This is a genomic window from Enterobacter sp. BIDMC109 (assembly GCF_001037885.1).
Lineage (GTDB): Bacteria > Pseudomonadota > Gammaproteobacteria > Enterobacterales > Enterobacteriaceae > Enterobacter > Enterobacter hormaechei_C.
In genome coordinates this window covers 4,267,766-4,291,297 of sequence record NZ_KQ090002.1, presented here as the reverse complement: position 1 = coordinate 4,291,297, position 23,532 = coordinate 4,267,766, and the positions used below count along the sequence as shown (strand labels likewise).

The window sequence follows — 23,532 nt, the reverse complement described above, 5'->3', positions numbered from 1 at the left end:
ACTATGATGACTCAACCGTTGGCGGGAGCGAAATCAGTGGGCACTGAGAACGAGCTGGATATTCGTGGTTTGTTTCGCGTGTTATGGCAGGGCAAACTGTGGATTGTGGGGATTGCCCTGGGGTTCGCGCTGTTAGCGCTTGCCTACACCTTCTTTGCAAAACAAGAGTGGAGCGCCACGGCGATCACAGACCGACCAACGGTGAATATGCTTGGAGGCTACTACTCCCAGCAGCAATTCCTGCGTAATCTTGATATCAAGGCCAATCTGGCGACCCCGGATCAGGCCTCGGTGATGGATGAATCCTACAAAGAGTTTGTGATGCAGCTGGCGTCGTGGGATACACGTCGCGATTTCTGGTCCCAGACGGACTACTACAAGCAGCGTATGGTCGGTAACAGCAAAGCGGATGCCGCGCTGCTGGATGACCTGATTAATAACATTCAGTTTATGCCTGGCGATGTACTCCGTAACGTTAGCGACAGCGTGAAGCTGATTGCGGAAACGGCGCCGGACGCCAATAACCTGTTGCGTCAGTACGTTGCTTTTGCCAGCCAGCGCGCGGCCAGTCATCTGAATGACGAGCTGAAAGGCGCCTGGGCTGCGCGTACTATTCAGATGAAAGCGCAGGTCAAACGTCAGGAAGAGGTCGCTAAGGCTATCTTCGCCCGTCGCGTACATAATATTGAGCAGGCGCTGAAGATTGCGGAACAGCACAATATTTCCCGTAGCGAAACGGATGTTCCGGCTGACGAACTCCCGGATTCAGAAATGTTCCTTCTTGGTCGCCCAATGCTTCAGGCGCGTCTGGAAAATATCCAGGCCGTTGGCCCTGATTTTGACCTTGATTACGACCAAAACCGCGCGATGCTCAATACGCTCAACGTCGGTCCAACGCTCGACCCGCGTTTTCAGACCTATCGTTATTTAAGAACACCTGAAGAGCCTGTAAAACGCGATAGTCCGCGTCGCGCATTCCTGATGATCATGTGGGGGATTGTGGGCGCACTGACTGGCGCTGGCGTAGCGTTATTGCGTCGCCGCACAAACTAAGAACGCCGTCTACGATGAAGGCTGCGGCCTTCATCGTCTAATCGAAGAGAATCGATGTGAAAGTACTAACCGTATTTGGCACCAGGCCGGAGGCCATCAAGATGGCGCCTCTGGTTCATGCGCTGGCCAGAGATCCTGATATCGAAGCGAAAGTGTGCGTGACTGCCCAGCACCGTGAGATGCTCGATCAGGTCTTAACCCTCTTTTCTATCGTCCCGGATTACGATCTCAATATAATGAAACCGGGACAGGGACTGACGGAAATCACCTGCCGTATTCTGCAAGAATTAAAGCCTATTCTGGAGTCGTTCAAGCCGGATGTGGTGCTGGTGCACGGCGACACCACCACCACCGTGGCGACCAGCCTGGCCGCGTTCTATCAGCGTATCCCCGTTGGTCATATTGAAGCGGGTCTGCGTACCGGCAATCTCTATTCCCCGTGGCCGGAAGAGGCCAACCGTACGCTCACCGGTCACCTGGCGATGTACCATTTTGCGCCAACCGAGAACTCACGCCAAAACCTGCTGCGCGAAAATATCAGCGACAGCAAGATCTTCGTCACCGGCAATACGGTCATTGATGCGCTGATTTGGGTGCGTGACCGCGTGCTGGCTAACAGCGAGCTTCAGGCAGAACTTGCTGCGCGTTATCCGTTCCTGAACAACGGCAAGAAAACGATTCTGGTGACGGGCCACCGCCGCGAAAGTTTTGGCCGTGGCTTTGAGCAAATCTGCCACGCGCTGGCTGAAATCGCCGCGCAGAACGAGGATGTGCAGATTGTCTATCCGGTGCACCTCAACCCGAACGTCAGCGAACCGGTCAACCGTATCCTCGGCCACGTGGAAAACGTGCTCCTGATCGAGCCGCAGGACTATCTGCCATTTGTCTGGCTGATGAACCACGCCTGGCTGATCCTGACCGATTCAGGCGGCATTCAGGAAGAGGCGCCTTCACTCGGTAAGCCGGTACTGGTGATGCGTGAAACCACCGAACGTCCGGAAGCGGTTACTGCCGGCACCGTGCGTCTGGTGGGAACGGATCCGCGTCGTATTGTCGAAGAGGTCACGCGCTTACTGCATGACGATGAAGAGTATCAGGCGATGAGCCGGGCCCACAATCCGTACGGTGACGGGCAGGCTTGTGGTCGTATTTTGCACGCACTTATACACAATCGGGTAACGCTATGAGTTTTACTACCATCTCTGTTGTTGGTCTTGGCTATATCGGGCTGCCTACTGCGGCGGCCTTTGCCTCTCGTCAAAAGCAGGTCGTTGGCGTAGATATCAACGCGCACGCGGTGGAAACCATCAACCGTGGCGAAATTCATATCGTGGAGCCCGATCTCGATCGCGTGGTGAAAAAGGCGGTGGACGGTGGCTTCCTGCGCGCCAGCACCACGCCGGTAGAAGCCGATGCGTACCTGATTGCAGTTCCAACGCCCTTTAAAGGCGATCATGAGCCTGACATGGTTTACGTCGAGGCGGCGGCAAAATCCATTGCGCCTGTGCTGAAGAAAGGGGCGCTGGTTATCCTTGAGTCCACTTCACCTGTTGGGGCAACCGAGCAGATGGCACAGTGGCTGGCCGAGGCGCGCCCCGATCTCAGCTTCCCGCAGCAGGCGGGCGACCAGGCCGATATCAATATCGCCTACTGCCCTGAGCGCGTACTGCCAGGCCAGGTGATGGTGGAACTGATTAAAAACGACCGCGTGATTGGCGGCATGACGCCAGTCTGCTCCGCGCGCGCCAGCGAGCTGTATAAAATTTTCCTTGAAGGCGAATGTGTGGTGACCAACTCCCGCACCGCCGAGATGTGCAAACTGACCGAAAATAGCTTCCGCGACGTTAACATCGCGTTTGCGAATGAACTGTCGTTGATTTGCGCCGATCAGGGGATTAACGTCTGGGAACTTATTCGTCTTGCCAACCGTCACCCCCGCGTGAACATCCTTCAGCCGGGGCCGGGCGTGGGTGGGCACTGCATCGCGGTCGATCCGTGGTTTATCGTGGCGCAGAACCCGGAACAGGCACGCCTGATTCGCACCGCGCGCGAAGTAAACGACCACAAACCGCACTGGGTTATCAACCAGGTCAAAGCCACGGTCGCGGATTGCCTGGCCGACAGCGGCAAACGCGCCAGTGAGCTGAAAATTGCCTGCTTTGGTCTGGCATTCAAACCGAATATTGACGATCTGCGCGAAAGCCCGGCGATGGAAATTGCCGAAATGATCGCTGCCTGGCACAGCGGTGAAACGCTGGTGGTTGAGCCGAATATTCATGCGCTGCCGGCAAAACTTGCCGGTCACTGCACCCTTACCGCCCTGGATGACGCGCTGGCGACGGCGGATGTGCTGGTGCTGCTGGTGGATCACAATGCGTTCAAAGCGGTTTCCGGCGATGCCGTTCGTCAGCAGTATGTTGTTGATACCAAAGGCGTGTGGCGTTGAGTATCCTCAACGGCGTGCTGGAGTCCCTTGAGTGGGAAAGCGCATTCTTTGCGCGTCCCTCAGCGATAGTGCGTCTGCGCGACAATGCCCCTGCGTTGCAGGAAGCAGACTTCAGCGCCTGGCAGCGCGTACAGGCTAAGATCCCGGCGGACCGCGCCGATCTGCTGGACGCCCTCCAGCAGCACGGATTCCGGCTGGTCGAGGGTGAGGTTGATCTCTCTGTTACCGTGGCTCTCCACGCCTCACCGGGCGCGGAAATTGCAACGGAGCAGGATATCCCCGCGCTGCGCAAGATGGCGGCGCTGGCCTTCGCTCAGAGCCGTTTCCGGGCGCCCTGGTATGCGCCCGATGACAGCGGCCGCTTTTATGCCCAGTGGATAGAGAATGCGGTCAAAGGCACGTTTGACCACGTCTGTCTGGTGTTCCGTACTGCCGGGGGGCAGATTCAGGGTTTTGTTTCGCTTCGCAGGCTCAACGAGCACGAGGCGCGCATCGGTTTGTTAGCCGGGCGCGGCATGGGCGAGAAACTCATGCAGGCGGCGCTGCACTGGGCGGAGCAACAACAGGTATCGACGCTGCGGGTCGCAACCCAGATGGGCAACACCGCTGCGCTTAAACGTTATATTGCGAGTGGTGCCAGCATCGACGCCACCGCCTACTGGTTATACAGGTGACAAGATGATTCCATTTAACGCGCCTCCCGTTGTGGGCACTGAACTTGATTACATGCAGTCTGCTATGGGCAGCGGCAAGCTCTGTGGCGACGGCGGTTTTACCCGCCGCTGCCAGCAGTGGATGGAGCAACGTTTTCACAGTGCCAAGGTACTGCTGACGCCGTCCTGTACCGCATCGCTTGAGATGGCGGCGCTGTTGCTGGATATCCAGCCCGGCGATGAAGTGATCATGCCGAGCTACACCTTCGTCTCCACGGCGAACGCGTTTGTCCTGCGCGGGGCGAAAATTGTGTTTGTGGATATCCGTCCGGATACTATGAACATCGACGAAACGCTGATTGAAGCGGCGGTCACCGATAAAACGCGGGCGATTGTGCCGGTGCATTACGCAGGCGTGGCCTGTGAGATGGACTCCATCATGGCCATCGCTAAAAAGCACAACCTTTTTGTGGTGGAAGACGCCGCGCAGGGCGTGATGTCCACCTACAAAGGGCGCGCGCTGGGCACCATTGGTCATATCGGCTGCTTTAGCTTCCACGAAACCAAAAACTACACCGCAGGCGGCGAAGGCGGCGCGACGCTGATTAACGATCGTGCCCTGGTGGAGCGTGCGGAAGTGATCCGTGAAAAAGGGACCAACCGCAGCCAGTTCTTCCGCGGTCAGGTGGATAAGTACACCTGGCGCGATATCGGCTCAAGCTACCTGATGGCGGATTTGCAGGCCGCGTATCTCTGGGCGCAGCTGGAAGCGGCAGAGCGAATCAATCTGCAACGCCTCTCCCTGTGGCAAACCTACTACGACGCGCTGGAGCCGCTGGCAAAAGCCGGACGTATTGAACTGCCGACTATTCCGGCAGACTGCATCCACAACGCTCACATGTTCTACATCAAGCTGCGCGATAACGACGATCGCAGCAAGCTGATTGCCTGGCTGAAAGAGGCGGAAATTATGGCGGTATTCCACTATATTCCGCTGCACTCCAGCCCGGCTGGCGAAGCCTTCGGGATGTTTGCCGGTGAAGACCGCTACACCACCAAAGAGAGCGAACGTCTGCTCCGCCTGCCCCTGTTCTACAACCTCGCGCCGGTGAACCAGCGTACGGTGATCAATTCGCTTCTGAGTTATTTCGCCTGATATGTCTCTGGCAAAAGCGTCGGTGTGGACGGCAGCGTCCACGCTTGTAAAAATTGGCGCCGGGTTACTGGTCGTCAAGCTGCTGGCCGTCTCATTTGGTCCGTCAGGCGTTGGGCTGGCAGGGAATTTCCGCCAGCTGGTCACGGTGCTTGGCGTGCTGGCGGGTGCCGGGATATTCAATGGCGTCACCAAATACGTCGCGCAGCATCATGACGATGCCGAAAAGCTCCGCACGGTGGTGGGCACCTCCTCTGCTATGGTGCTGGGCTTCTCTACGTTGCTGGCCGTCGTCTTTTTGCTGGCGGCGGCACCCATCAGCCAGGGACTGTTCGGACACACACACTATCAGGGGCTGGTGCGCCTGGTGGCGCTCGTTCAGATGGGGATCGCCTGGGCAAACCTGCTGCTGGCGCTGATGAAAGGCTTCCGTGATGCCGCCGGGAATGCGCTGGCGCTGATCCTCGGCAGCATCATCGGCGTTATCGCCTACTACTTTTGCTATCGGCTGGGCGGCTATGAAGGCGCGCTGCTGGGGCTGGCGCTGGTGCCTGCGCTCGTTGTCATTCCGGCAGCGTTTATGCTGATGCGCAGAGGCAATGTCCCGCTGAATTACCTGAAACCGCAGTGGGACAAGATGCTGGCGGGGCAGCTAGGAAAGTTTACCCTGATGGCGCTCATCACTTCGGTAACGCTTCCCGTTGCCTACGTGATGATGCGAAACCTGCTGGCAGCGCATTACAGCTGGGATGAAGTGGGGATCTGGCAGGGCGTGAGCAGCATTTCAGATGCTTACCTCCAATTTATTACGGCTTCCTTTAGCGTCTATTTACTGCCAACCTTATCGCGCCTGACTTCCAGGCAGGATATTACCCGCGAGATTTTTCGCTCCCTGCGTTTTGTATTGCCGGCGGTTGCGATCGCCAGCTTTACCGTCTGGTTACTGCGTGATTTCGCCATCTGGCTGCTGTTTTCGGCGAAGTTTACCGCCATGCGCGATCTGTTTGCCTGGCAACTGGTCGGCGATGTGCTGAAAGTGGGGGCATACGTTTTCGGCTATCTGGTGATTGCGAAGGCTTCGCTGCGGTTGTATATCCTGGCAGAGATCGGCCAGTTTGCGCTGCTGACGGCATTTTCTCACTGGCTGATCCCCACCCACGGTGCGCTGGGGGCGGCTCAGGCCTATATGGCAACTTATATCGTTTATTTCGCTGCCTGTTGCGGCGTATTTTTACTTTGGCGTAAACGCGCATGACTGCACTGATACACATACTGGGATCGGATATCCCGCATCATAACCAGACCGTTCTGCGGTTCTTCAACGATGAACTGGCATCCGGCACGCCCGATGCGCGCGAGTTTATGGTCGTTGGACGCGATAACGGCCTGAGCGCGGCGTGTCCGGCATTGCACATCACCTTCTGGCCAGACAAAGCGGCCCTGACCAAAGCCGTTGTCGCGAAAGCCAAAGCGGACCGAAGCCAGCGTTTCTTCTTCCACGGACAATTCAATACCGGGCTGTGGCTGGCGCTGTTAAGCGGCGGGATAAAACCTTCCCAGTTCAGCTGGCATATCTGGGGAGCGGATCTCTACGAAGTCTCCCACGGCTGGAAGTTCCGTCTTTTCTATCCGCTGCGTCGTCTGGCGCAGGCGCGCGTGGGCTGCGTTTTTGCTACCCGTGGCGACCTCAACTATTTTGCTAAACAGCACCCGAAGGTTCGCGGGGAACTGCTCTATTTTCCGACCCGTATGGATCCGGCACTGAATACCATGGCGAATGACGCGGTTCGTGAGGGTAAACTGACTATCCTGGTGGGAAATTCCGGCGATCGCAGTAACGAGCATGTCGCGGCGCTGCGGGCGGTGCATCAGCAGTTTGGCGATACGGTGAACGTGGTGGTGCCGATGGGCTATCCCGCCAATAACGACGCCTACATCGATGAAGTTCGCCAGCAGGGGCTTGCGCTGTTTAGCGCGGAAAATCTGCACATTCTCAGCGATAAGCTGGAATTTGATGACTATCTCGCGCTGCTGCGAAAATGCGATCTGGGCTATTTCATCTTTGCCCGTCAGCAGGGGATTGGTACGCTGTGTCTGCTGATTCAGGCGGGCGTACCGTGCGTGCTCAACCGCGAAAACCCGTTCTGGCAGGACATGGCCGAACAGCATATTCCGGTGCTGTTTACCTCTGACACGCTTAATGTCGAGGTGGTACGGGAAGCGCAGCGTCAGCTCACGCTGGTGGATAAAAATAGCATCGACTTTTTCAGCCCGAACTATCTCACGCCGTGGCACCGCGCGCTGCGTATTGCTTCAGGAGACAACGCATGAGCCAGTTGCAATTTAGCGGCTTGCTGGTGGTCTGGCTGCTGAGCACGCTGTTTATCGCCACGCTCACCTGGTTTGAGTTCCGGCGCGTACGTTTTAACTTCAACGTATTCTTCTCGCTGCTGTTTTTGCTGACCTTTTTCTTTGGCTTCCCGCTGACCAGCATCCTCGTGTTCCGCTTTGATGTTGGCGTCGCTCCGCCGGAAATCTTGTTGCAGGCGCTGCTCTCTGCGACCTGCTTCTACGCGGTGTATTACGTCACCTATAAAACGCGGCTGCGCGCGGCGAAAGACACCACACCCCGTCGTCCGCTGTTTACCATGAACCGGGTAGAAACCCATCTGACGTGGGTTATGCTGATGACCATCGCCCTCGTCAGCGTGGCGATTTTCTTCATGCATAACGGCTTTTTACTGTTTAAGTTGCAGTCCTATAGCCAGATTTTCTCCGCCGAAGTCTCCGGCGTCGCGCTCAAGCGTTTCTTCTATTTCTTCATTCCGGCGATGCTGGTGGTCTTTTTCCTGCGTCAGGACAGTAAAGCCTGGCTGTTCTTCCTGGTCAGCACCGTCGCATTTGGCATTCTGACCTACATGATCGTCGGCGGCACCCGCGCCAACATCATTATCGCCTTCGCGATTTTCCTGTTTATCGGCATTATTCGCGGCTGGATCTCGCTGTGGATGCTGGCGGCGGCAGGCGTCTTTGGCATTGTGGGGATGTTCTGGCTGGCGCTGAAGCGCTACGGACTGAACGTGGCGGGCGACGAAGCGTTTTATACCTTCCTGTATCTGACGCGCGACACCTTCTCGCCGTGGGAAAACCTGGCTTTACTGCTGCAAAACTACGACAAAATCGAATTCCAGGGGCTGGCGCCGATTGTTCGCGATTTCTATGTCTTTATACCGACGTGGCTGTGGCCTGACCGTCCCGGTATTGTCCTGAACACGGCGAACTACTTTACCTGGGAAGTGCTGAACAACCATTCGGGCCTGGCGATTTCCCCAACCCTGATTGGCTCGCTGGTAGTGATGGGCGGAACGTGGTTTATCCTGCCGGGCGCGATCGCGGTCGGGCTGATAATAAAATGGTTCGACTGGCTATATACGCTGGGTAATGAAGAGACCAACCGCTACAAAGCCGCTGTTTTGCACAGTTTCTGTTTCGGTGCCATTTTCAATATGATCGTTCTGGCGCGCGAGGGGCTGGATTCGTTCGTCTCACGCGTGGTGTTTTTTATGGTCGTTTTCGGTCTCTGTCTGCTGCTGGCAAAACTGCTGTACTGGTTGTTTGACAGTGCAGGGCTTGTGCACAGACGTGAGCCACAGGGCAGCACAACGCTGTCGCAAGTCTGAGTAGGGATTATCATGACGGATACAACTTCAGCCCCGCGTTATGCGCTGCGTGGGCTACAGCTTATTGGCTGGCGTGACATGCAACACGCGCTGGATTTCCTGTTCGCGGACGGGCAGATGAAATCGGGCACGCTGGTGGCCATCAACGCAGAAAAAATGCTGGCGGTTGAAGATAATGCGGAAGTGAAAAGCCTGATTGAAGCCGCGGAGTTTAAATATGCCGACGGTATTAGCGTGGTGCGTTCAATTCGTAAAAAGTTTCCTGACGCTAATGTGTCTCGCGTGGCGGGTGCTGACCTTTGGGAGCGACTTATGGAACGCGCAGGCGCTGAAGGCACGCCGGTATTTTTGATTGGCGGCAAACCAGAGGTGCTGGCGCAGACCGAACAAAAGCTGCGTAGCCAGTGGAATGTTAACATCGTGGGCAGCCAGGATGGCTATTTCAGGCCGGAAGATCGCCAGGCGTTATATGAGCGCGTGCGCGACAGCGGGGCGAAAATTGTCACTGTCGCCATGGGGTCGCCGCGGCAGGAAATTCTGATGCGCGATTGCCGTCTGGTCAGCCCGGATGCGCTCTATATGGGCGTTGGCGGCACCTACGACGTCTTTACCGGCCACGTTAAGCGGGCGCCCAAAGTCTGGCAAAACCTGGGGCTGGAGTGGCTCTACCGCCTGCTCTCTCAACCGACGCGTATCAAACGACAGATTCGTCTGCTGCGCTACCTCGCCTGGCACTACACCGGGAAAATGTAATCAATATGCAGCGCGATCTGCTGTTCGCGCTGCAGCCCCCCTGTAAAACTGCTGGATTTCTGTACAATGCATTCATTTTTTTAATGCATTGTTTGCCATTTGCCAGAATTTAAGAAACCATTCGCTCCGTATTTCAGTACCCCTCAAAACAATACCCGGCAATAAGTCGGGAAACAGCAAACACAACCGAGGATTTATGGCAGAGAAAAAACCGGAGCTTCAGCGTGGGCTGGAAGCTCGACATATTGAATTGATCGCGCTGGGCGGGACTATCGGCGTTGGCCTGTTTATGGGCTCGGCAAGCACGCTGAAATGGGCGGGGCCTTCCGTCCTGCTGGCGTATATTATTGCCGGGCTGTTCGTCTTCTTCATCATGCGCTCAATGGGCGAAATGTTGTTTCTGGAGCCGGTAACGGGCTCTTTCGCCGTTTACGCCCACCGTTATATGAGCCCGTTCTTTGGCTATCTCACGGCCTGGTCGTACTGGTTTATGTGGATGGCCGTCGGGATTTCGGAGATCACCGCCATCGGGGTCTACGTGCAGTTCTGGTTCCCGGAGATGGCCCAGTGGATACCCGCGCTCATCGCCGTAGGGCTTGTGGCGCTGGCGAACCTTGCCGCCGTTCGCCTTTACGGTGAAATCGAGTTCTGGTTTGCGATGATCAAAGTCACCACCATTATCGTGATGATTGTTGTGGGTCTGGGTGTCATCTTCTTTGGTTTCGGTAACGGCGGGCACGCGATTGGTTTCGGTAACCTGACCGGACACGGCGGCTTCTTTGCCGGCGGCTGGAAAGGCTTCCTGACCGCACTCTGTATCGTTGTCGCCTCTTATCAGGGCGTTGAGCTGATCGGCATTACCGCAGGTGAGGCGAAAAACCCGCAGGTCACGCTGCGTAGCGCGGTAGGCAAGGTGCTGTGGCGTATCCTGATTTTCTATGTGGGCGCGATCTTCGTTATCGTGACCATTTTCCCATGGAACGAGATCGGCACCACCGGCAGCCCGTTTGTCTTAACCTTCGCTAAGATTGGCATCACGGCGGCGGCCGCCATTATCAACTTTGTGGTGCTGACGGCGGCGCTCTCCGGCTGTAACAGCGGGATGTACAGCTGCGGGCGTATGCTTTACGCGCTCTCGCAAAACAAACAGCTGCCGGCGGTGATGGGTAAAGTCTCCCGCGTGGGTGTACCGGTGGCGGGCGTAGCGGTGTCGATTGTGATTCTGCTGATTGGCTCTTGCCTGAACTACATCATCCCGAATCCGCAGCGCGTGTTTGTTTACGTCTATAGCGCCAGCGTGCTGCCGGGAATGGTACCGTGGTTTGTCATTTTGATTAGCCAGCTGCGTTTCCGACAGGCGCACAAAAAAGCGATCGCCAGCCATCCGTTCCGCTCCATTCTGTTCCCGTATGCGAACTATTTGACGATGGCGTTCCTGATTTGCGTATTAATTGGAATGTACTTTAATGAAGATACCCGCATGTCGCTGTTTGTCGGGATGATCTTCCTGGCTGCCGTCACAGCTGCATATAAACTTTTTGGCCTGGGCCGCCGTGGCTCCGCCCATAAAGTGGAGGAATAAGCGGCAAAATGTGCAAACCATAACCAAACGCGCATTTTTTTCAAAAAAGCACTAGACAGCGGGGACGGAGGTACGTAATATCCAGCCCCGCAACGGCGCTAAGCGCCCGTAGCTCAGCTGGATAGAGCGCTGCCCTCCGGAGGCAGAGGTCTCAGGTTCGAATCCTGTCGGGCGCGCCATTTTAGTCCCGGCGCTAGAGCTGCGGTGGTCTGAGAAGTAGTCAGAACCGCGTGAAAGAATACAGTGGTGGCTATAGCTCAGTTGGTAGAGCCCTGGATTGTGATTCCAGTTGTCGTGGGTTCGAATCCCATTAGCCACCCCATTATTGAAAGAGTTGTGAATTGCGAAGGTGGCGGAATTGGTAGACGCGCTAGCTTCAGGTGTTAGTGTTCTTACGGACGTGGGGGTTCAAGTCCCCCCCCTCGCACCACGACTTTTAATGAGTTGAACTAAAAATTCAAAAAAGCAGTACATCGGCGAGTAGCGCAGCTTGGTAGCGCAACTGGTTTGGGACCAGTGGGTCGGAGGTTCGAATCCTCTCTCGCCGACCAATTTTGAACCCCGCTTCGGCGGGGTTTTTTATTTTCTGCGTTTTTTATCCTGTAGCCTTTCCCCGACAACACTCTATATCCTTGTCGCGATTCAGCGACATATAACCCGTTAATATTCAAGAATTTATTATTTTACTTCTTAACCTGTCTCCTGGTGACGACATATCGCCGCCTTCAGCGCGATGTTGTATGGCTTCAGGCGGTTCTTAACAGCATAATTTCCTTTTATCTTAAAATGTTGCGCGATGTAAAAGTTCTGCGTGTAAACCTGGCACATTACATGCAATAATATGCGTGTAGATGCTCATTCCATCTCTTATGTTAGCCTTAAGGCCTCATAAACTCAGGAATGACGCAGAGCCGTTTACGGTGCTTATCGTCCACTGACAGATGTCGCTTCGGCCTCATCAGACACCATGGACACAACGTTGAGTGAAGCACCAAATATGTTGTCTTACAGACCTGTTTTAACGCCTGCTTTTATAGCAGGCGTTTTTTTATGGGCGTAAAAAAGGAGGCCATCTGGCCTCCTGTTAATTACTGCTGCGTTCCGTTATTTTGCAACGTCAATAACAGCCCATCACGGCGCATAGCTGCGGCCTCTTCCGGCTTATGCTGCTTGTCCAGCGAATCAGCAAGCCAGGCGTAATCAAATGCGTCCGGACGTTGCTTCAGCGCGGCGCGGAAGGCGAGGCTCGCCTCCTGCCACTCGCCGTGTTTCATCAGAGACTGGCCCAGCGTACTCCACAGCAGCGGACGATCGCCCACGGTTTTGATCTGCTGGCGCAGTGCTTTTTCAATTTGTTCCGGATTGTTGGTTTTCAGACGCGGGATGACCATCACCAGGCGGTCATCATACTGTCGCTTGAGACCGTCGAGGAGGATCTCCTGCGCGGTGTCATGGTCGTCACACTCAATCAGATGTTCTGCCATCGCCACCTGAAGAGGAACCTGCTGGCGCGTTTTGCGGCTCTGGTTTTTCCACCAGGTTTTCAGGCCGTCGCTGCCGAGATCGGCGCGCGCCTGATCCATCAGGCCAATCCAGGCCAGACGCTGAAGTTCATCACGATGTTCATCATCGCCCACGTCGGCTTTCGCCATGGAAGGGATAATGTCCAGCAGCGAGCCCCAGGCACCGGTCCGAATATATGCCTGCTCAGCCAGACGCAGCACTTCCGGGTGACGAGGGGTAATTTCCAGCAGACGGTCAACGCCGTGACGGGCGGCATGGTTTTCATTGCGCGCCAGTTGCAGACGAACGCGGGTGATCTCAACCGGAATCGGATCTTTAGTAGAGAGCTCAGACGCGCGTTCAAGATGCTGATTGGCGCGGGCCTCATCGCCTCGCTGTTGCGCCGCCTCAGCGGCCAGCAGATAGTTAACAACCGGCTGTTCTGCATGGTCGGCATTTTTCGACATCAGCTTTTCAACCTGCTGATAGTCGCCTTCGGCCAGCTTCAGCAACGCTTGCTCGGTCTGCTTGCGGGCGCGACGGCGCTTACGGCCAACGAACCAGCCGCGCGTATGTACGCCGGTACGGAAAATACGACGCAGGAGCCACTCCACTGCCAGCAGAACGACCACACCCAGGATCAGAATAATTACCAGCCCTGTTACGCTGGTTTCGATATTGTAGTTATCGGTCTGGATCAATACATAACCCTGGTGACCCGCGAGCATCGGCCCCAGTACAATCCCGGCGATCAGCAGGATGAAGAGTAAGAAGACTTTTAGCATCATTACTCTCCTTGCGGCGCGCTTTCAGGCGCTGGCGCGGCGGCAGGTGCTTCAGCCGGACGCTCTGCCGGAACGCCCGGCTGGGCCAGCAGGTTACGCACGCGCGTCTGCATGAGCTTCTCCAGAATCGGCTGGCTTTCCAGCTTGTCCGGCACGTTCATGGTGATGTTTTGCTGGCTCAGCTTGTCAATATCCTCAAGGAACGCGGTCGTGGTTGCGTCATTGGTATCGTAGTAAGCACGTACCCAGGTTGAAACGTTATCCAGCGCCTGTTTGTAGGTCTCTTCCTGGTGACGCGGTACGGCCTGGGCAGCCACCAGCAGGCGGGAACGAATGTTTTCGCGCAGATAGACGTCCTGGTTCGGCGCCAGCAGCGGCACGGCAGTTTCATCGCGGCGGCGAATGGTAATAAAGCTGTCCATAAAGTTCTGCCAGCTCTTTTGCAGGTTGATACGCCATTCGCTCAGGGAGCTGGACAGCTCGGTGCCGTCAGAATCCATCGGGGAGTCATCGTCGTTGTTATCGGCCAACTGAAGGTTATCAATCTGGTTGGAGAGCTGATTTACCTTAAGGATGATACCATCGTAATCGACCTGAGAAACCGCGGACAGGCTGGCGATATCTTCCGTAATAGCGCGGCGAGCGTTGATGAGGCTCGGATCGTTCATGTCCGCCAGGCTTGCGTCGGCGCTTTTCAGCAGCGCGGCGGCGGTGGTGACATCCTGATCGCTCCAGAGCTTGCGCCCGGCCAGTTTCACCAGAAAATCGGCCTGTGAAAGTAGCCAGGTTTTGGCATCGGTTCCCGAAATTGTGGCGACTTTTTCCTGCACTTCGCTCAGCTGTTTGGTCAACTCTTCACGTTTGCTGTTCGCGTCGGCGAGGGCGGCAGCCTGCTGTTTGATCACGCCTTCCAGCTCAGCTTTTTGCGTCTCCTGCGCTTTCTGTAGGGCAGTGATTTGGTTAACCAGCGCGTCGCTGGTGGCCGTCTGGTTGGTGCCTTGTTTCTTCACCAGTCCGTAGAGTCCCACGCCTGCGGCCAGCGCAATCGCGATGGCAATCACGCTCAGCGTGAGGCTGGTTTTGTTGCTGCCGTTTTTCTTCTCAACGGTTGTGTCTGTCGTCTCTGGCTGTGACGTGGTGTCCACAGTCTCCCTGGTCTCTTCAACCACGGCGGAGGATTTTTCGTGTTCCGTCATTATGGCTTCCCATTTGAGAGTTATTGTAATGCGCGCAGCAGCGCATCGTTGTCGGCGTTTTCAGCGATCCGAATATCCTGCCAGCCCAGTTCCCGGGCGTGGTTCGCCAGACGCTCACTGACGACCAGAAGCCGACAGCGGAGTAACCAGTTTTCGCGATACCAAAGCGGAATCAGCGACCAAAGCTGTTGTAACATTTCACCGCTGGTGACCACCAGCGTATTAATACCGCGGGCGTGCCAGCGCATTGCTTCTTCCGCGCCATCATAGTGTTTCGCACAGCGCTGATAGCACTCCACAAACGTCACGTCTGCGCCGCGTTCGCGCAGCGTTTCGCCCAGCAGTTCGCGGCCACCGTTGCCGCGCAAAATGAGCGCGCGCTTTCCGGCAATGGTTTGTAATTCAGGTAATTGTAGCAAGACTTCGCTGATTTCCCGATCTAACGGGTAACGAACATCGATTCCGCTCGCGGTATGTAAGGCCAGCGCCGTGGTGCGCCCGATGGCGAAATAGCGGGGGGCGTGAGGCCAGCTAACGGCATGCTGTTGCAGCTGCGCATGGGCAAACTCCACGGCATGCTGCGACAGCGCAAAGAGCAGATCGCCTTCCTGTAAGAGACGCATCTGGTCAGCGAGCTCAGGCAGCTCGCGACCGGGGGAGAATTCAATCAGCGGAAAACTCCAGGCCACCTGCCCCAGTGCGCGCAGACGGCTCACTAACTGCTCTCCTGCGGGAGAAGGGCGGGTGACAAGTATGCTCATGCAGGGGGCTCTCCGTTATAGACCTCAGCCAGAATTTCACGCGCGCCGTTATTCAGCAGCTCTTCCGCCAGCGATACGCCAAGCGCCTCGGCATCTTGCGGCTTGCCGCGACGTTCACCGCGAACCATCTGTGAGCCGTCCGGCGCGCCAACCAGCGCACGCAACCACAGCTCACCGTCAGTTAATTCAGCATAGCTGCCAATTGGCACCTGACAGCCTCCTTCGAGGCGAGTATTCATCGCGCGCTCGGCTTTTACGCGAACGGCGGTATCGTCATGATTCAGCGGCGCGAGCAGTGCCTGAGTGCGCGCATCAACCAGACGACACTCAATGCCGACGGCACCCTGGCCGACGGCGGGCAGCGACAGCTCCGGCGGCAACGCGACGCGAATGCGTTCTTCCAGCCCCAGGCGTTTCAGGCCCGCAACCGCAAGAATAATGGCATCGTAGTCGCCGTTATCCAGCTTGCCAAGGCGTGTGCCGACGTTCCCGCGCAGCGAACGGATCACCAGATCCGGGCGACGTTCAGCCAGCTGACACTGGCGGCGTAAACTTGACGTGCCGACCACGCTGCCTGCCGGCAACGCATCGAGCGAGTCATAGCGATTAGAGACAAACGCATCGCGCGGATCCTCGCGCTCGCAGATGGTCACCAGCCCCAGCCCTTCCGGGAACTCAACGGGCACATCCTTCATCGAATGCACGGCGATATCGGCGCGGTTTTCAAGCAATGCCAGCTCCAGCTCTTTGACAAACAGACCTTTTCCGCCCACTTTGGCCAGCGGCGTATCCAGAATGACATCGCCACGCGTGACCATTGGCACCAGCTCAACGCGTAATCCGGTGTGGCAGGCTTCCAGGCGCTGCTTAACATAATGTGCCTGCCAGAGTGCAAGAGGACTTTGGCGTGTGGCAATTCTCAAAACATTGTCTAACATGCTTGTTACCGTCATTATCAATCGCTAACCATCCTAACATTGTTGACACTCGGATGGCAGTTTTACGGTTGATGAAGAGTGAGAGGGACAGGGCGGCGTACTCGTCAGCCATCGCCGTATTCAGGAATTTACACGTCAAGAACGGTGCTACACTTGTATGTAGCGCATCTTTCTTTACGGTCAACCGGCAAGGTGTTAAATTGATCACGTTTTAGACCATTTTTTCGTCTGTACCACCAGAAAAGCAAAAGGCGAAAAAAGGGTAACGGTTATTTTTTGAAATACTGCGGGTCCGCTGCTTTTTGTGTTCTGACTGGCGTGCGACACCCGGAAACATCAGGCGATACGTCTTGTACCTCTATATTGAGACTCTGAAACAGAGACTGGATGCCATCAATCAATTGCGTGTGGATCGCGCGCTTGCTGCCATGGGCCCTGCTTTCCAGCAGGTATACAGTCTACTGCCAACATTGTTGCACTATCACCATCCGCTGATGCCGGGTTACCTTGATGGTAACGTTCCCCAGGGCATTTGCCTCTTCACGCCTGATGAAACCCAACAGCATTACCTGACTGAACTTGAACTCTACCGTGGTATGCCGCCGCAGGATTCGCCGAAAGGCGAGCTGCCGATTACCGGGGTTTACTCCATGGGCAGCACGTCATCGGTTGGGCAAAGTTGCTCTTCTGACCTGGATATCTGGGTCTGCCATCAGTCCTGGCTCGACAATGAAGAGCGCCAGCTGTTGCAGCGTAAATGCAGCCTGCTGGAGAGCTGGGCGGCGTCGCTCGGCGTGGAAGTGAGCTTCTTCCTGATTGATGAAAACCGTTTCCGCCATAACGAAAGCGGCAGTCTGGGTGGTGAAGACTGCGGCTCGACTCAGCACATCCTGTTGCTGGATGAGTTTTACCGTACTGCCGTTCGCCTGGCCGGGAAACGTATTCTGTGGAATATGGTGCCGTGCGATGAAGAAGAGAATTATGACGACTACGTCATGTCGCTTTACTCGCAGGGTGTTCTGACGCCAAACGAGTGGCTGGATCTGGGCGGCCTGAGCTCCCTGTCCGCCGAAGAGTACTTTGGCGCAAGCCTCTGGCAGCTTTATAAGAGCATTGATTCACCGTACAAAGCGGTGCTGAAAACCCTGCTGCTGGAAGCCTACTCCTGGGAATACCCCACGCCGCGCCTGCTGGCGAAAGATATTAAACAGCGTCTGCACGACGGGGAGATCGTCTCCTACGGGCTTGATGCCTACTGCATGATGCTGGAACGCGTCACCGAATACCTGACAGCCATTGATGACGCCACGCGTCTTGACCTGGTGCGTCGATGTTTCTATCTCAAAGTCTGTGAAAAACTGAGCCGCGAACGCGCCTGCGTGGGCTGGCGTCGTGAAGTCGTCAGCCAGTTAGTCAAAGAGTGGGGATGGGACGAAGAGCGTCTCGCCATGCTCGACAACCGCGCCAACTGGAAGATCGATCAGGTGCGTGAGGCGCACAACGAACTGCTTGATGCGATGATGCAGAGCTACCGCAACCTGATCCGCTTTGCCCGCCGTAACAACCTTAGCGTTTCTGCCAGCCCACAGGATATCGGGGTGCTGACCCGCAAACTGTACGCCGCGTTTGAAGCGTTGCCGGGCAAGGTAACGCTGGTTAACCCACAGATTTCGCCTGACCTGTCTGAACCGAATCTGACCTTTATCTACGTACCGCCGGGCCGCGCGAACCGCACCGGGTGGTATCTGTACAACCGTGCGCCAAGCATGGATTCGATCATCAGCCATCAGCCGCTGGAGTATAACCGCTACCTGAACAAGCTGGTGGCCTGGGCCTGGTTTAACGGCCTTCTCACCTCACGTACCCGGTTGTTTATCAAAGGCAACGAGGTGGTCGATTTAGCCAAGTTGCAGGAGATGGTGGCGGATGTCTCGCACCACTTCCCGCTGCGTCTGCCTGCGCCGACGCCAAAAGCGCTCTACAGCCCGTGTGAGATTCGCCATCTGGCGATCATCGTCAACCTGGAATACGACCCGACGGCGGCCTTCCGCAATCAGGTCGTTCACTTTGACTTCCGCAAGCTGGACGTCTTTAGCTTTGGCGAACAGCAAAACTGCCTGGTGGGCAGCGTGGATCTGCTGTACCGCAACTCGTGGAACGAAGTGCGTACCCTGCACTTTAACGGCGAGCAGGCGATGATCGAGGCGCTGAAAACGATCCTCGGCAAGATGCACCAGGACGCCGCGCCGCCGGACAGCGTGGAGGTGTTCTGCTACAGCCAGCACCTGCGCGGCCTGATTCGTACCCGCGTTCAGCAGCTGGTGTCTGAGTGCATCGAACTGCGTCTCTCCAGCACCCGACAGGAAACCGGGCGCTTTAAAGCGCTGCGCGTCTCCGGCCAGACCTGGGGGCTGTTCTTTGAGCGCCTGAACGTGTCGGTGCAGAAGCTGGAAAACGCCATTGAATTCTACGGCGCGATTTCACACAACAAACTGCATGGCCTGTCGGTTCAGGTGGAAACCAATCACGTTAAGCTGCCGCAGGTGGTGGATGGCTTTGCGAGTGAAGGGATTATTCAGTTCTTCTTCGAAGAGTCGGGCGATAACGCCGGGTTTAACATCTACATTCTGGATGAAACCAACCGTGCCGAGGTGTATCACCACTGCGAAGGCAGCAAAGAGGAGCTGGTGCGCGACGTCAGCCGCTTCTATTCGTCCTCGCACGATCGCTTTACCTACGGCTCAAGCTTTATCAACTTCAACCTGCCGCAGTTCTACCAGATTGTGAATGTGGATGGGCGAGCGCAGGTGATCCCGTTCCGTACGCAGGCGATTACCCCTGCGGCGCCCGCTAACCAGGAAACTGCGCCGCTGTTGCAGCAGTATTTTTCCTGAGGCTTTTCGCCGGGTGGCGCTATCGCTTACCCGGCCTACGGTCCGAGCCGCTGTTGCCGGGTGGCGCTAATGCTTACCCGGCCTACGGTTTGAGCCGCTGTTGCCGGGTGGCGCTAACGCTTACCCGGCCTACGGTTTGAGCCGCTGTTGCCGGGTGGCGCTAACGCTTACCCGGCCTACGGTCCGAGCCGTTGTAGGCCCGGTAAGGCGTAGCCGCCACCGGGCAACGCAACTACCTGAAACTCACTGCCTCGCCTGCCTGCGCCGTCGCCGCCTGCTCCAGCAGATCCCAGAACGTTTCGCCGCTGCGATCGCAGACCCACTCGTCACCTTTCAGATCAAAGTGATAGCCGCCCTGTTTCGCCGCCAGCCACACCTGGTGAAGCGGCTCCTGACGGTTAATAATAATCTTGCTGCCGTTTTCGAAGCTTAAGGTCAGGATCCCGCCGTTGATTTCACAATCGATATCGCTGTCGCCGTCCCAGTCGTCGATACGCTCTTCGATGGTCATCCACAGGGTATCGGCAAGGCGATGAAATTCACTGTCGTTCATGGTTTTATTCCTGTTTTTCGTGATGGCGGCAGTATAACGCTAAATAATTCCCGTTGCAGGAAAGCGGCAAACTCTTGCTTTTGTGTCTTCTCCTGCGATGATAGAAACAGATTTGAACTTACGGGCAATCTCTACATGAAAAACGTCTTCCGAACGCTTGTCGTTCTTGTCACTCTGTTTAGCCTGACCGGCTGTGGACTGAAGGGACCACTGTACTTCCCGCCAGAGGATAAAAACGCACCACCGCCGACAAAACCGGTGCAAAGTGGTATCGAGTCATCTACGCCGGATACCAACGATCGCGGCAATAACGGCGGCCCGACTCAGGTCAATCTCTGACAATTACGTTCTGTACCCGCGCAATGGAGCAAATGATGCAGTTCTCTAAAATGCATGGCCTTGGCAACGACTTTATGGTCGTCGACGCGGTAACGCAGAATGTCTTTTTCTCCCCGGAATTGATCCGTCGCCTGGCGGATCGACACGTGGGCGTGGGGTTTGATCAGCTGCTGGTGGTGGAGCCGCCTTACGATCCTGACCTGGATTTTCACTACCGCATTTTTAACGCCGACGGCAGCGAAGTTTCCCAGTGCGGCAACGGCGCGCGCTGTTTTGCCCGCTTTGTTCGGCTGAAAGGGCTGACCAACAAGCGCGATATCCGCGTCAGCACCGCCAACGGCCGGATGGTGCTCAGCGTCACCGACGACGAACTGGTGCGCGTGAACATGGGCGAGCCGAACTTCGACCCCTCTGCCGTGCCGTTTCGCGCCAACAAAGCGGAAAAGACCTATATTATGCGTGCCGCCGAGCAGACAGTATTGTGCGGCGTCGTCTCAATGGGTAACCCGCACTGCGTGATTCAGGTGGATGATGTGCAAACCGCGGCGGTTGAAACGCTCGGCCCGGTGCTGGAAAGCCACGAGCGCTTCCCGGAGCGGGCGAACATCGGTTTCATGCAGGTGGTGAAGCGTGAACACATTCGCCTGCGGGTTTACGAGCGCGGCGCGGGCGAAACCCAGGCCTGCGGAAGCGGTGCCTGTGCGGCGGTGGCCGTCGGTATCTCACAGGGGTTACTGGCAGAAGAGGTTCGCGTGGAATTACCGGGCGGACGTCTTGATATCGCCTGGAAAGGAGCGGGTCATCCACTGTACATGACTGGCCCGGCGACACATGTTTATGACGGGTTTATCCATCTATGAAGCAACCAGGGGAAGAACTGCGGGAACCTGTAACGGAGCTGGACGACAGCGCTGTTGTGGATTACCTGCTGCACAATCCTGAGTTTTTTATCCGCAATGCACGCGTCGTCGAACGGATGCGCGTGCCGCATCCGGTTCGCGAGACCGTGTCGCTGGTTGAATGGCACATGGCGCGCTCGCGCAACCACATCAATCAGCTCGAAGAGAACATGACGCTGCTGATGGAGCAGGCCAGCAATAACGAAAGCCTGTTCTACCGTCTACTGCACCTTCAGGCGCGTCTGGCTTCCGCGCACAGTCTCGAAGAGTTCCTCAACCGCTTCCACCGCTGGGCGCGCGAGCTGGGGCTGGCAGGCGCGACGATCCGTCTCTTCCCTGACCGCTGGCGCATTGGCGCGCCGTCCGGGTTTACCCATCTGGCGCTGAGCCGTCAGGCGTTTGAGCCGCTGCGCATTCAGCGTCTGGGCCATGAGCACCACTATCTGGGGCCGCTTAACGGGCCAGAACTGCTGGTGGTGCTGCCGGAAGCCAAAGCTATCGGCTCGGTGGCGATGTCGCTGATGGGGCGCGATGGTGACCTGGGCGTGATGTTATTTACCAGCCGCGACGCGCATCATTATGAACAGGGGCAGGGCACGCAACTGTTGCAGGAGATCGCCCTGATGCTGCCTGAGCTGCTGGAGCGCTGGATTGAGCGCGTATGACGGACGGATTGCTCGCCACTGACGTCAACCGCTTTCTGCGCTATCTGGGCGTAGAACGCCAGCTCAGCCCTATTACGCTGCTCAACTATCAGCGTCAGCTTGATGCCATCATGCAGCTTGCCGATGAAATCGGCCTGAAAAGCTGGCAACAATGTGACGCCGCCACGGTACGCGGGTTCGTCGTGCGTAGCCGTAAAAAAAATCTCAGCCCGGCGAGCCTGGCGCTCCGGCTCTCTGCCCTGCGCAGTTTCTTCGACTGGCTGGTCAGTCAGGGCGGTCTGAAAGCCAACCCGGCAAAAGGGATCGCCACGCCGAAAGCCCCGCGTCATCTGCCGAAAAATATCGACGTCGACGACGTAAACCGCCTGCTGGATATCGATCTTAACGATCCGCTGGCCGTGCGCGACCGCGCGATGCTGGAGGTGATGTACGGCGCGGGCCTGCGTCTCTCTGAGCTGGTGAACCTCGACTTAAAGCACCTCGATCTGGAATCCGGCGAGGTGTGGGTAATGGGCAAGGGCAGCAAAGAGCGCCGCCTGCCGATCGGCCGCAATGCGGTCTCCTGGATTGAGCACTGGCTGGACCTTCGCGGGCTGTTTGGCGCCGACGAAGATGCGCTGTTCCTGTCGAAACTCGGCAAGCGGATCTCGGCGCGTAACGTGCAGAAGCGCTTTGCGGAGTGGGGCATTAAGCAGGGGCTGAACAGCCACGTTCACCCCCACAAGCTGCGCCACTCCTTTGCGACGCACATGCTGGAATCAAGCGGCGACCTGCGCGGCGTACAGGAGCTGCTTGGTCACGCGAATCTGTCGACCACCCAAATCTATACCCACTTAGACTTCCAACACCTTGCCTCGGTGTATGACGCGGCGCATCCACGCGCCAAACGGGGGAAATAATGCGTTTTTACCGCCCACTCGGTCAGATCTCAGCCCTGACGTTTGATCTTGATGACACCCTTTACGACAATCGTCCGGTGATCCTGCGTACCGAGCAGGAGTCGCTGGCGTTTGTGCAGAACTACCATCCTGCGCTGAAAGCGATGCAGAACAAAGACTTCCAGAAGCTGCGTCAGTCCCTGCGGGAAACCGAACCGGAGATTTACCACGACGTGACCGAATGGCGCCGCCGTGCGGTTGAGCAGGCGATGCTCAATGCCGGCCTGAGCGCGCAGGACGCGGCCACGGGTGCCGAAGCGGCCATGGAAAACTTCGCCAAATGGCGCAGTCGGATCGACGTGCCGCAGGAGACCCACGACACGCTGGCGAAGCTCGCCGAAAAGTGGCCGCTGGTGGCCATCACCAACGGCAACGCTCAGCCTGAACTGTTTGGTCTGGGGAACTATTTTCAGTTCGTGCTGCGCGCGGGCCCGCACGGACGCTCGAAGCCGTTCAACGATATGTATCATCTGGCAGCGGAAAAACTGGATTTGCCGCTCGGTGAGATCCTGCACGTGGGCGACGACCTGACCACGGACGTCGCCGGGGCGATCCGCTGCGGCATGCAGGCCTGCTGGATCAAGCCGGAAAATGCCGATCTGATGACTACCCCGGATAGCCGTCTTCTGCCGCACGTGGAAATTTCACGGTTGGCATCCCTCACGACGCTGATATAATCATCAATTGTTCTGTATAAATTAACAGGGTTTTGGCGAATGGAAACATTTGCCTGCCCGACAT

21 protein-coding genes and 4 tRNA genes are annotated in these 23,532 nt (G+C 56.7%); 20 read left to right on the top strand and 5 right to left on the bottom strand.

The genetic code is table 11. The annotated features are described in order from the left end of the window. Window positions 1-6 precede the first annotated feature (6 nt). The 14 genes from wzzE (at window position 7) to SK62_RS20140 (ending at window position 11,871) form a co-directional block, all read left to right on the top strand. On the top strand, window positions 7-1,053 hold the full coding sequence (wzzE, locus tag SK62_RS20205; protein ID WP_017693953.1) for an ECA polysaccharide chain length modulation protein: 1,047 nt from the start codon (window positions 7-9) through the stop codon (window positions 1,051-1,053). A 56-nt stretch (window positions 1,054-1,109) separates the two neighbouring features. Further along, on the top strand, window positions 1,110-2,240 hold the full coding sequence (wecB, locus tag SK62_RS20200) for a non-hydrolyzing UDP-N-acetylglucosamine 2-epimerase (RefSeq protein WP_047718496.1): 1,131 nt from the start codon (window positions 1,110-1,112) through the stop codon (window positions 2,238-2,240). Continuing rightward, window positions 2,237-3,499: a UDP-N-acetyl-D-mannosamine dehydrogenase gene (gene wecC / locus SK62_RS20195; RefSeq protein WP_039269338.1), complete on the top strand. Its 1,263-nt coding sequence runs from the start codon at window positions 2,237-2,239 to the stop codon at window positions 3,497-3,499. The genes wecB and wecC overlap by 4 nt, the downstream gene beginning before the upstream one ends. Continuing rightward, entirely contained in the window at window positions 3,496-4,173 is a 678-nt protein-coding gene (gene rffC / locus SK62_RS20190) for a dTDP-4-amino-4,6-dideoxy-D-galactose acyltransferase (RefSeq protein ID WP_032646798.1), read from the top strand. Before wecC ends, rffC begins: the two co-directional genes overlap by 4 nt. A 4-nt stretch (window positions 4,174-4,177) precedes the next feature. Then, window positions 4,178-5,308 (top strand): dTDP-4-amino-4,6-dideoxygalactose transaminase, encoded by a 1,131-nt coding sequence (gene rffA / locus SK62_RS20185; RefSeq protein WP_047718499.1) that lies wholly within the window; start codon window positions 4,178-4,180, stop codon window positions 5,306-5,308. Between the two features lies 1 nt (window position 5,309). Further along, the gene (gene wzxE, locus SK62_RS20180) at window positions 5,310-6,560 is read left to right on the top strand and encodes a lipid III flippase WzxE (protein ID WP_017383597.1); all 1,251 of its coding nucleotides are present in this window, start codon (window positions 5,310-5,312) and stop codon (window positions 6,558-6,560) included. Next, window positions 6,557-7,636 (top strand): TDP-N-acetylfucosamine:lipid II N-acetylfucosaminyltransferase, encoded by a 1,080-nt coding sequence (locus SK62_RS20175; protein WP_017383596.1) that lies wholly within the window; start codon window positions 6,557-6,559, stop codon window positions 7,634-7,636. The genes wzxE and SK62_RS20175 overlap by 4 nt, the downstream gene beginning before the upstream one ends. Beyond that, window positions 7,633-8,985, top strand: coding sequence for an ECA oligosaccharide polymerase (wzyE, locus tag SK62_RS20170; RefSeq protein WP_017693948.1), 1,353 nt, complete (start codon window positions 7,633-7,635; stop codon window positions 8,983-8,985). Before SK62_RS20175 ends, wzyE begins: the two co-directional genes overlap by 4 nt. A 12-nt stretch (window positions 8,986-8,997) precedes the next feature. Then, entirely contained in the window at window positions 8,998-9,738 is a 741-nt protein-coding gene (gene wecG, locus SK62_RS20165; protein WP_015570015.1) for a lipopolysaccharide N-acetylmannosaminouronosyltransferase, read from the top strand. Between the two features lie 196 nt (window positions 9,739-9,934). Next, entirely contained in the window at window positions 9,935-11,320 is a 1,386-nt protein-coding gene (locus SK62_RS20160; RefSeq protein WP_017693946.1) for a bifunctional threonine/serine APC transporter ThrP, read from the top strand. Window positions 11,321-11,422: 102 nt separating this feature from the next. Further along, window positions 11,423-11,499: transfer RNA gene (locus tag SK62_RS20155), tRNA-Arg, on the top strand. A gap of 67 nt (window positions 11,500-11,566) precedes the next feature. Next, window positions 11,567-11,642, top strand: a tRNA-His gene (locus SK62_RS20150). A 21-nt stretch (window positions 11,643-11,663) separates the two neighbouring features. Continuing rightward, window positions 11,664-11,750: transfer RNA gene (locus SK62_RS20145), tRNA-Leu, on the top strand. 44 nt (window positions 11,751-11,794) lie between these two features. Continuing rightward, window positions 11,795-11,871 (top strand) — tRNA-Pro (locus SK62_RS20140). A gap of 537 nt (window positions 11,872-12,408) precedes the next feature. Here SK62_RS20140 and hemY read toward each other — a convergent pair. From hemY to hemC, 4 genes are read right to left on the bottom strand one after another with little or no spacing between them, the layout of a single operon-like run. Further along, complete coding sequence (hemY, locus tag SK62_RS20135; RefSeq protein ID WP_026080629.1) at window positions 12,409-13,608, bottom strand: protoheme IX biogenesis protein HemY; 1,200 nt, start codon at window positions 13,606-13,608, stop codon at window positions 12,409-12,411. A 2-nt stretch (window positions 13,609-13,610) separates the two neighbouring features. Next, a complete protein-coding gene (gene hemX, locus SK62_RS20130; RefSeq protein WP_015570012.1) occupies window positions 13,611-14,804 on the bottom strand; it encodes a uroporphyrinogen-III C-methyltransferase in 1,194 nt (397 codons plus the stop codon). 20 nt (window positions 14,805-14,824) lie between these two features. Then, the gene (hemD, locus tag SK62_RS20125) at window positions 14,825-15,565 is read right to left on the bottom strand and encodes a uroporphyrinogen-III synthase (RefSeq protein WP_017383593.1); all 741 of its coding nucleotides are present in this window, start codon (window positions 15,563-15,565) and stop codon (window positions 14,825-14,827) included. Next, the gene (hemC, locus tag SK62_RS20120; RefSeq protein WP_017383592.1) at window positions 15,562-16,503 is read right to left on the bottom strand and encodes a hydroxymethylbilane synthase; all 942 of its coding nucleotides are present in this window, start codon (window positions 16,501-16,503) and stop codon (window positions 15,562-15,564) included. Before hemC ends, hemD begins: the two co-directional genes overlap by 4 nt. Window positions 16,504-16,853: 350 nt before the next feature. Here hemC and cyaA point away from each other — a divergent pair, with 350 nt between their 5' ends. After that, entirely contained in the window at window positions 16,854-19,397 is a 2,544-nt protein-coding gene (gene cyaA / locus SK62_RS20115; protein WP_045349547.1) for a class I adenylate cyclase, read from the top strand. A 232-nt stretch (window positions 19,398-19,629) separates the two neighbouring features. On the opposite strand, the gene cyaY is transcribed toward cyaA, so the two are convergent. Beyond that, the gene (gene cyaY / locus SK62_RS20110; RefSeq protein WP_006812374.1) at window positions 19,630-19,950 is read right to left on the bottom strand and encodes an iron donor protein CyaY; all 321 of its coding nucleotides are present in this window, start codon (window positions 19,948-19,950) and stop codon (window positions 19,630-19,632) included. A gap of 135 nt (window positions 19,951-20,085) precedes the next feature. On the opposite strand from cyaY, the gene SK62_RS20105 reads away from it, so the two are divergent. Genes SK62_RS20105 through yigB form a run of 5 tightly spaced genes read left to right on the top strand, consistent with a single transcriptional unit; the run spans window position 20,086 to window position 23,468 of the window. Beyond that, window positions 20,086-20,289 carry an LPS translocon maturation chaperone LptM gene (locus SK62_RS20105; RefSeq protein WP_003860815.1) on the top strand — a complete coding sequence of 68 codons (204 nt, stop codon included), beginning with the start codon at window positions 20,086-20,088 and terminating at the stop codon, window positions 20,287-20,289. 35 nt (window positions 20,290-20,324) lie between these two features. Next, window positions 20,325-21,149, top strand: a complete 825-nt coding sequence (dapF, locus tag SK62_RS20100; RefSeq protein WP_017383590.1) for a diaminopimelate epimerase — start codon at window positions 20,325-20,327, stop codon at window positions 21,147-21,149. Beyond that, complete coding sequence (locus SK62_RS20095; RefSeq protein WP_023295731.1) at window positions 21,146-21,853, top strand: DUF484 domain-containing protein; 708 nt, start codon at window positions 21,146-21,148, stop codon at window positions 21,851-21,853. Before dapF ends, SK62_RS20095 begins: the two co-directional genes overlap by 4 nt. Then, the gene (gene xerC, locus SK62_RS20090; RefSeq protein ID WP_017383588.1) at window positions 21,850-22,752 is read left to right on the top strand and encodes a tyrosine recombinase XerC; all 903 of its coding nucleotides are present in this window, start codon (window positions 21,850-21,852) and stop codon (window positions 22,750-22,752) included. Before SK62_RS20095 ends, xerC begins: the two co-directional genes overlap by 4 nt. Next, window positions 22,752-23,468 (top strand): 5-amino-6-(5-phospho-D-ribitylamino)uracil phosphatase YigB, encoded by a 717-nt coding sequence (gene yigB, locus SK62_RS20085; protein WP_015570005.1) that lies wholly within the window; start codon window positions 22,752-22,754, stop codon window positions 23,466-23,468. Before xerC ends, yigB begins: the two co-directional genes overlap by 1 nt. Window positions 23,469-23,532 lie beyond the last annotated feature (64 nt).